Origin of the sequence: Kitasatospora sp. NPDC058965, assembly GCF_042741245.1 — a bacterium.
Classification (GTDB): Bacteria; Actinomycetota; Actinomycetes; order Streptomycetales; family Streptomycetaceae; genus Kitasatospora.
In genome coordinates this window covers 1-2,018 of record NZ_JBHYKG010000570.1, presented here as the reverse complement: position 1 = coordinate 2,018, position 2,018 = coordinate 1, and the positions used below count along the sequence as shown (strand labels likewise).

Below are 2,018 nucleotides of genomic sequence, written 5' to 3'. Positions count from 1 at the left end.
CGGCAGCACCACGCCGCCGGGCACGGCGACCACCGACCCGGCCCTGCAGAAGGCGCTGGACGACATCCAGAAGGCCTACAACGACAGTCAGACCGCGCTCAAGGCGGGCGACTGGGCGGCCTACGGCGCGGCGCAGAAGGCGCTGCAGGACGCGATCACCGCCGCCGTGACGGCCGAGCACAAGTCCTGAGCCGGGAACCCTGCGCACGCCGTCGAATCGCAGGCGTGCGCAGGGTCCCTGCCGAACGTGCTATGGTTGAGACACAACGACGCGGGGTGGAGCAGCTCGGTAGCTCGCTGGGCTCATAACCCAGAGGTCGCAGGTTCAAATCCTGTCCCCGCTACCAAGGCCGAGGGCCCGGAGGATCTCCTCCGGGCCCTCGGCGTTTTCGCGTCCGCCACCCGGCGTCCCGGTGCTCGCCCCCGGGGGCCGCGGCCCGGCGAGGTTTGTCGCCGTCCCGACAAGTATTTCCCGCGGCCGTGTTGACGCGGCCTTTGGTCTAGTCCACCGTGTGGTCCACCTCGCGGGTGCGGGGCAGAGGGGAGCACGGGCGATGGATCCGGGGGGCGCGGCCGGCGGCCTGCGGTACGAGCTGCTCGGCCCGTTGCGAGTCAGCCGGGGGCGGCAGGTGCTGGAGGCCGGGCCGGCGATGCAGCGGGCGGTGCTGGCGGTGCTGCTGCTGGCGGGCGGCGAGCCGGTGGCCCGGGAGCAGATCGTGCAGGGGGTCTGGGGGAGCCGGGCGGGGGCGAACGCGCCCGCGCTGGTCACCACCTACGTCTCCCGGCTGCGCCGGGTGCTCGACCCGGACCGTCCGCGGCGCAGCCTGGGCGGGGTGCTGGCCACCCGCGGCACCGCCTACCGGCTGGCCCCGGGCGAGCTGGACCTGCACGCCTTCGAGGCGGCCCGGTCCCGCGCCCGGGCCGAGCAGGCGGCCGGCAGCCCGGCGCAGGCGGCCCGCACGCTGGAGCAGGCGCTCGCGCTGTGGCGCGGGGCGGGGCTGGACGGGTTGCCCGGGCCGTTCGCCGCGCTGCACCGGGCCCGGCTGGTCGAGCTGCGGCTGGCCGCCCAGGAGGAGTACTGGGAGCTGGCACTGCGGCTGGGCCGGCACCACGAGGCGGTCCCCGAGCTGCGCCTGCTGCTGGCCGCCCAGCCGCTCCGCGAGCGACTCTGCGCCCTGCTGATGCTGGCGCTGCACCGGGCCGGTCGCCCGGGCGAGGCACTGGCCGCCTACGGCCGGCTGCGCCAGCAGCTGATCGGCGCCCAGGGGATGGAGCCGGGGCGGGAACTGGCCGAGCTGCAGGCACGGATCCTGCGCGCGGACCCGGAGTTGGCGCCGCCCGCGGCCCAGCCGCCGGTCGTGCCGCCGGCCGTGGCGCTGCGGGTGCTCTGCCTGCCCGCCCAACTGCCCAGTGACCTGCCGGACTTCACCGGGCGCTCGGCCCAGCTGCGGGTGCTGGGGCGGCTGTTCGGCGGTGCCCGGCGAGCGGCGGCGGTGCCGGTGGCGGTGGTCAGCGGGGAGCCGGGGGTCGGCAAGACCGCGCTGGCGGTGCACGCCGCGCACCGGTTGCGCGCGCACTACCCGGACGGGCAGCTGGTCGCCGGGCTGCACGGCGCCGACGGTCGCCCGGTGGCGGCCGGGGAACTGCTGCACCGGCTGCTCACCGACCTCGGGGTGGAGCCGGGGGAGCTGCCGGCCGAGCCGGAGCGGCGGGCGGCGCTGTTCCGGTCGGTCAGCTCGGGGCGCCGGCTGCTGCTGGTGCTGGACGACGCGGCCGACGAGGCGCAGGTGGCACCGCTGCTGCCGGGCTCGGCGAGCTGCGCGGTGCTGGTCACCGCGCGCGGGCGGCTGGCCGGCCTGCCCGGGGCGCGGGCGGTGCGGCTGGACCGGCTGGCGCCGGCCGAGGCGGGGCGGCTGTGGCACCGGTTGCTGGCCGAGGCCCAGGCGACGGGGCCGGCGGACCGGCGGGACGAGGAGGCGGTGCTGGCGGCCTGCGCCGGGCTGCCGCTGGCGCTGCGC

2 protein-coding genes and 1 tRNA gene are annotated in these 2,018 nt (G+C 77.8%); all 3 read left to right on the top strand.

The features are described 5' to 3' along the window. A partial coding sequence (locus tag ACFW1A_RS40245; protein ID WP_380418660.1) for a hypothetical protein occupies positions 1–190 on the top strand: 190 nt, incomplete at its 5' end. A gap of 80 nt (positions 191–270) precedes the next feature. Next, a tRNA-Met gene (locus ACFW1A_RS40240) sits at positions 271–347 on the top strand. A gap of 207 nt (positions 348–554) precedes the next feature. Further along, on the top strand, positions 555–2,018 hold a 1,464-nt coding region (locus ACFW1A_RS40235), incomplete at its 3' end, for a BTAD domain-containing putative transcriptional regulator (protein WP_380418658.1).